We start from the raw sequence: 5779 nt of genomic DNA on the forward strand, positions 1-5779 counted from the left end.
CCAACCTTTTGCAAACTTACGTGTGCGAGGGTCATCCATAGCTTTAGTAATTGCAGCATATGCTTGCTTATACTTACCTTGGTAGTAATACGCTTCAGCTAAATCTGAATAAATTGTGCCTTTTTTGTCAGAGCCAAGCTCTAATGCTTTGTTCAAGCGAACAATAGCAGCACTGAATTTTTCAGATTGTAAAAGTAATGAACCTGCTTTGCGGTAAAGCTCAGCGTCGTCATCAAATTTAGCAGCATCTTCGTAGTACTTAGCAGCTTTTTCTAAATCTTTAGAACGATGGTAATTACTCGCAATCGCGCTAACATTCTGCTTTGTACGTTCTACTTTTTCACTCTTAATGGCCTTTTCTAGCGTTACAGCTGCTTTATAAGGGATCTCATTTAGAGAGTAAAAGTTAGATAAGACTTTATACTCAACTTCATTTTCAAAGTAACCATTCTTGTATGCAACTTCCATAGTTGCTAAACCTTTAGAATAATCTTCAGTTTGTAGGTAATACTTACCTAAGCTAACCCAAGCTTTTTTATCATCAGGCCATACACGAACAATTTCTTCGCCAATTTTAACCATGTTTGCATAATCTTTAAGCTCAAAGTATGCGCCAAGTTTTAATTGGTAAGGGCCTTTGTTAGGCTCTTTTTGAAGTTTTATTGCCTTATCTGCTGGTTCAAAAACATCACGGTATTGCTCTAACTGATAGTTAGCTTGAGCAATACGTGTATAAACCGTAGGGTCCTCTTCACCGGTAAAGTCCATCCAAGCTACATATGCTTTTTTAGCTTCTTGGAACTTTTCTGTACCAGCGTATAAGTCACCTAACAACTTAAGAGTTTGTTCTTGATCAGCAAAGTTTAAAACATCAGGTGCAACGGCTTGCTTAGAGTACTTGATCGCTTCGTCATACTTTTCTTTTTGAGCGTACATGCTACCTAAGTAACGATTTACGGTCGCTTTATCAAAGTCATTCGAAGGCTCGATTTCTCTAAGCAAAACAATTGCTTCATCAACTTTTTCTTCGTTGTACAAATCAAATGCTTTAATTACTTTTTTACCAGTACGCTCGCCCATGATTTTAGTTTTTGCTTTTTTACGCTCTTCAATCTTTGCGTAATCCGGCGCTGCTAAAACAGATGCACTTAAAGTAGCACCCGACACAGACATAAGAATTGCAAGAGCAGTTACTTTAGAAAAATTTCTCATTACTCGCCTCCTTAGTTGCCTTGGTTAAGTTTAAAGTCTAATTGAACTTGTAAACCTGGTTGTTTCTGTGGTTTTCCGTCAATGATCTTAGGACGGTACTTCCACTTACGCAGTGCACGTTTAGCTTCACGGTCAAAGATACGTTTCGGTTCTGCGTCAATTACTTCAACGTCAGTTACTCCACCTAACTCATCAATTGTGAATGAAAGTTGAACCCAACCTTCTTTACCATCACGTGCTGCTTGCGTTGGATATTTTGGTTCTATACGAACGATAGGTGTCGCATCACCATCTCGTCCAAATGCACCAGGACCACTTAGTCCACCTGCCGAACTACCAACATCAATGCTTCCCATATTAAATGACATAGCACCAGGATTTGGATTATTATTTTCCGGCTGTGGCGGCTGCGGTTTAGGCGGCTGCTTTGGCGGTGGCGGAGGAGGAGGCGGTACACGCTTCCTCTCCTGCACCTTAGATTCAGGCGGATTCGTCATTATTTCGACTATGATCTGCTCTTTTTGTTCCGTATTACGGTCAGCCCCACCAGAGATGAGGAATGCCATGAAGTAGAACAAGCCGAAAGTAACTGCCCCACCTGCAATCAGTGAAAACAGAAAACGAATCATTACTGATCTCCAGCTATTGAAATTCTCAGGTTATCACCCGTCGCTTTAATCTGGTCCATAACTTTAACCACTACGCCGTGTTTTGCTTCTTTATCAGCTTGCAAAATTACAACTTCAGTAGGTTGTTCTGCTAATAAACTTTCGATTTTTGCTGAAATACGTTCAACATCAACCTGCTGTTTATCAATCCAGATCTCGCCGTTACTACGAATAGCAATAAAAATGTTAGCATTTTTTTGCTTAGTAGCTTGAGCCGCTTTAGGTTTATTGACCTCGATACCAGCCTCTTTAACGAACGATGTAGTTACGATAAAGAAAATAAGCATGATAAATACGATGTCAAGCATTGGCGTCATATCAACCGCTGCTTCTTCTTCTTCACGAAAACGTTGTTTACGTGCCATATTTAATTCTCTCTCTAGTGATGAGGCATACTATCAATAAGTTTGGCTTTCACCATTTTAGCTTTTGTCTCAAGACGTGAGCTAAAAAATACTCCAGATAGTGCCGCAACCATTCCAGCCATTGTTGGGATTGTTGCCATTGAAATACCTGATGCCATTAAACGTGCGTTACCCGTACCCTGGTTGGCCATGGTTTCAAAAACCGAGATCATACCAGTAACAGTACCAAGTAAGCCTATTAAAGGACAAACAGCTACTAATGTCTTAATCAACAACATACGCTGATCTAATTTTTCAGACGCTTCAGAAATCCATGCTTCACGGATTCTGTGTGCGTACCAAGACGTAGTGTCTTGGCGGGCATCCCACTTTGCTACAATTTCTTTCGCTGTGCGAGGAAATTCTGCAAGTAGGAACCAATAGCGCTCAATCATTAAAACCCACATAAGAAAGAGTGCTATCGCGACCACGTATAAAACCTGGCCGCCTGTGCCAACAAAATCCCTGATAGATTCCCATATCTCCATCAGGACTAGCATTAGGCTTTCTCCTTCTCCGCGTGAGTAGCAACGATACCCGCGCTTTGCTCATCAAGGATGTGTAATACCGACTTACTACGACCAGCTACAAGAGCATGAAGTAGAATTAGTGGTAATGCAGCAATTAGACCTAGCGCTGTAGTTACAAGTGCTAGAGAGATGTTACCTGCCATGATCTTCGGATCACCCGTACCGAACAATGTGATTGTTTGGAACGTTAAGATCATACCGATTACTGTACCTAGTAGACCTAGTAACGGTGCGATTGCAGCAAGAATCTTAATTATATTGATACCAGCTTCAATGCGTGGCGTTTCACGTAGAATCGCTTCATCAAGTTTAAGCTCAAGGTTTTCAACATCTTGGTTCTTGTTGTCATGGTACACTTTAAGAATACGACCCAGTGGGTTATTTGTATTCGGTGTAGCAACATTTTTAAGCTGGCTCTTAATCTTACTAGTAGTAAGTGTAAGGTCAACAAAGCGGATTAGAGTAATTAGCATACCTAGGCCAAGTAAAGCCGTGATGATATAACCAACTACGCCACCTTGATGGAAGTATTCCATAAGGGTCGCTTTTTGAGTGTTGATACGTAAGATAGCACCACGAGTCGGATCTATGTAAACACCAGCGTAGTTATCTGGTGATGTATTTTCTAGAGCCGTGATACCGTCTAAGATATAACCGTCTGGTTGCTTACCTAGAGGCTGGATAGACTTAGTCTCTGGTGAATAAATTAAGTAACCATCGTCTGTAACTAAGTTAAAGTTACCGATACGTGTTACTTTTTTCATTGACGGGTTACCGTCAAGACCAGCAACTTCAGTTTCAAAAGTTGAAACTTTAGCTGATTCTGTCATTTCAGTTTGAAGTGAAATCCAAAGTTCTTCAAGTTCGCGAACTGTAGGAAGTTCTTTAGCAGCTGCTAACGAACGTAAGATTTCAGCACGACCTGGTTTTTCAGCACTAACTAGTGACGCTTCGATAGAACCGATAGCATCTTGAGCTGCACGACGTACAACACCAAACATCTCACCTAAAGTACCTTGGGCACTTTGAAGAGCTGCTTCTTTTTCAGCTAGCGTATTTTCGTTTTGTGCATATTGCTTAGCTAAGCTTTCACCACGAGACTTCTCAGAAGCAAGTTGGCGTTTAGCTTTGTTAAGTAATGCTTGCTTGTCAGCACGTTCTGATAAGAACTCTTGCTCACGTTGCTTATTGATTTTACCTTCAGAGATACGCTCTTGCTTTACTTGCTCAAGAATTTTATCTAGAGCTCCAGTATTTGCATGTGCATTAAGCGCGGTACCTGCAGAAACAGTTAGTACTGCTGCAACAGCAAAACCTTTAAATAGTTTCTTCATTATTGATTACTCCGCGCCAAAGATAGGTAGTTTAACAAGTTCTAATGTCGCTTGCTTACGCGCCATACGAATAACTTCTTTAACAGGTTTTAGGTATTCTTCGCCTAATTCTTTCCACTGTTTAGTGTTGTTATCCCACACCCAAGCATGTTTCAAGTCAAAAGACTGAGCAACGTAAGTGATACGACCTAACTGACCGATATCAACGTTAATGCTTTTACCATCAACTTCTAGAGTACCTTGTGAAGCAGATACAAGAGAGCTGTATGCTGTTTCAATAGTGTAAGCTTCAAGTACTTGACGGAATTTTTCAGACGTCGTTACAGACGCAGAAACCATGATCTCACGTAGTCTTTCAACACGTCCTAAACGCGTTTCAAGATTAAATGGAACGTCCGCTTTGATGAATTGCTCAAGCGTATCGATCATGCGATACATCAAAGGCACAACGTTTTGTTTAGTGTTATCAATAGTCGCGATTTGACGATCAAACGATTCAATTGAAGCGTTTTGGCTATCAACCAAGCGCGACACGTGATCGTTATACACTTTCATAAGTTCAGTCTCATCAACAACGCTACGGTACTCAGCGATTAGCTCCTGAGTTTGACCATATACATTGTCAATTTTAGTTTGAGACTTAACCGCAGCCTTTTGAATTTGTTGACCTGCTTTTTGCACGTCATTCAAAGGATCTGCAATCACATTGCTGCTTGCAAATGCAAATGCGCCAACCAACGCAGTTGCTACAAGACTCTTTCTGATTTTAACAGACATAGTTCCCAACCAATTAAGTAATGTTACTTTTATAATTTAATTATCCTCCGAGGAGAACAACCCTGATATCTTTTAATAGATATCAACCTTCCAATAATGCTAAATGCAATTAGCGCTGTCAACTTGATGTTTACTAATCTCAGTAAATAAATAGCTAAGTTAATGCTTAAACGAAAGTACCAGCCCACAACAGTTAACATTATTGCAACGAAGCTTTTTCTTAATATTTCTATTAAAGCCTTTTAAGGGGTGTATTTATTCGCATTGCACTGACATAAAACAACATTATTGCAACATTTAGCTAAAGCTGAATTCGCACTGAAAAAAAACTAAAAAAAATATAAATTGATATAACAAAAGTTATTTTTTACACGATTTTATCGTGTTTTATCGCCTCAGTTACACTTCATCTGAAAAAACAAACCATTTGTCGCACAAAAAAACAACACTGGATAATATTTAATATCGGATACTCACGCTTTATATACGTTACTTTTAAAACTATTTTAAAACGTGTTTTTCCATAAATAGTAATAATAAACTCAACAATGCATTTCTTTTAGCAGCATAAAAGCTTTTGATAATTAAACAGGTTGTATTTACCGCTTTAAAGTATTCTTTAATACTATTTTAACGTTAAGGTTAATTCAGTAATTAAGTTAATCATGAAGAGTTACCCTACTTTATTAGTAATACACTATAAATGAAGCTTTACGTTCACATAATAAAGTAATAGAAGCACCTAGAAGCCCTTATCACTGAGTAGCCTTCGTCACACAGAGTAAGCTTGAAACAGAATTTGCATGGATTGATATTGAGCATCGATTTTATTTAAGCTGGTATCAGGCCCATTG

The 5779-nt window shown here is 39.2% G+C and carries 6 protein-coding genes; all 6 read right to left on the reverse strand.

Annotated elements, in window-relative coordinates; genetic code table 11:
* Positions 1–1212, reverse strand: a 1212-nt coding sequence (locus H5072_RS10285; protein ID WP_182693478.1) for a tetratricopeptide repeat protein, incomplete at its 3' end; no start/stop codon positions are given.
* An 11-nt stretch (positions 1213–1223) separates the two neighbouring features.
* Positions 1224–1841 (reverse strand): energy transducer TonB, encoded by a 618-nt coding sequence (locus H5072_RS10290; RefSeq protein ID WP_024603667.1) that lies wholly within the window; start codon positions 1839–1841, stop codon positions 1224–1226.
* Positions 1841–2245, reverse strand: coding sequence for a biopolymer transporter ExbD (locus H5072_RS10295; RefSeq protein WP_002961710.1), 405 nt, complete (start codon positions 2243–2245; stop codon positions 1841–1843). Before H5072_RS10295 ends, H5072_RS10290 begins: the two co-directional genes overlap by 1 nt.
* A 14-nt stretch (positions 2246–2259) precedes the next feature.
* Positions 2260–2784, reverse strand: a complete 525-nt coding sequence (locus H5072_RS10300) for a MotA/TolQ/ExbB proton channel family protein (RefSeq protein WP_002961709.1) — start codon at positions 2782–2784, stop codon at positions 2260–2262.
* Positions 2784–4148 carry a MotA/TolQ/ExbB proton channel family protein gene (locus H5072_RS10305; RefSeq protein ID WP_182693479.1) on the reverse strand — a complete coding sequence of 455 codons (1365 nt, stop codon included), beginning with the start codon at positions 4146–4148 and terminating at the stop codon, positions 2784–2786. The genes H5072_RS10300 and H5072_RS10305 overlap by 1 nt, the downstream gene beginning before the upstream one ends.
* Before the next feature lie 6 nt (positions 4149–4154).
* Positions 4155–4925, reverse strand: coding sequence for a DUF3450 domain-containing protein (locus H5072_RS10310; RefSeq protein ID WP_024590812.1), 771 nt, complete (start codon positions 4923–4925; stop codon positions 4155–4157).
* Between the last annotated feature and the right edge of the window lie 854 nt (positions 4926–5779).

Source organism: Pseudoalteromonas sp. SR45-5, assembly GCF_014163565.1.
GTDB classification, from domain to species: Bacteria; Pseudomonadota; Gammaproteobacteria; order Enterobacterales; family Alteromonadaceae; genus Pseudoalteromonas; species Pseudoalteromonas distincta.

Coding starts and splice junctions, on each gene's coding strand:
- H5072_RS10290 (WP_024603667.1), bottom strand. CDS start 1,841: ATGATTCGTTTTCTGTTTTCACTGATTGCAGGTGGGGCAGTTACTTTC.
- H5072_RS10295 (WP_002961710.1), bottom strand. CDS start 2,245: ATGGCACGTAAACAACGTTTTCGTGAAGAAGAAGAAGCAGCGGTTGAT.
- H5072_RS10300 (WP_002961709.1), bottom strand. CDS start 2,784: ATGCTAGTCCTGATGGAGATATGGGAATCTATCAGGGATTTTGTTGGC.
- H5072_RS10305 (WP_182693479.1), bottom strand. CDS start 4,148: ATGAAGAAACTATTTAAAGGTTTTGCTGTTGCAGCAGTACTAACTGTT.
- H5072_RS10310 (WP_024590812.1), bottom strand. CDS start 4,925: ATGTCTGTTAAAATCAGAAAGAGTCTTGTAGCAACTGCGTTGGTTGGC.